This window comes from Citrobacter sp. Awk 2 (assembly GCF_028069815.1).
GTDB lineage: Bacteria > Pseudomonadota > Gammaproteobacteria > Enterobacterales > Enterobacteriaceae > Citrobacter.
In genome coordinates this window covers 1-232 of the sequence record NZ_JANEWL010000296.1, presented here as the reverse complement: position 1 = coordinate 232, position 232 = coordinate 1, and the positions used below count along the sequence as shown (strand labels likewise).

Annotated in this window: 1 protein-coding gene; it reads left to right on the top strand. The window is 45.7% G+C overall.

The window, feature by feature from the left end:
- Positions 1–48: 48 nt before the first annotated feature.
- Positions 49–232, top strand: a 184-nt coding sequence (locus NNO02_RS23720; protein WP_271455919.1) for a hypothetical protein, incomplete at its 3' end; no start/stop codon positions are given.

The following is a 232-nucleotide window of genomic DNA, read 5'->3' as shown; positions in this document are numbered from 1 at the left end:
CCGGACGCACTGTTTGTGATGAATTCGCCCTATGCGCTGGATAATGAAATGACAACCTATATTTCATATCCCATGAATGAAATCATCAGCAAGGAAGCCAGAGAAGCGACATTTGCCGATATTGTAAAGAAAGTGGCTGAAAACAAAACACGCTTAAAAAAGCAAGGGTGTGAAAGATTACTTGCAGGAGCCAGCAGTGATGGCGAAAGCTGGTCACCGGCCGGGAAAACGC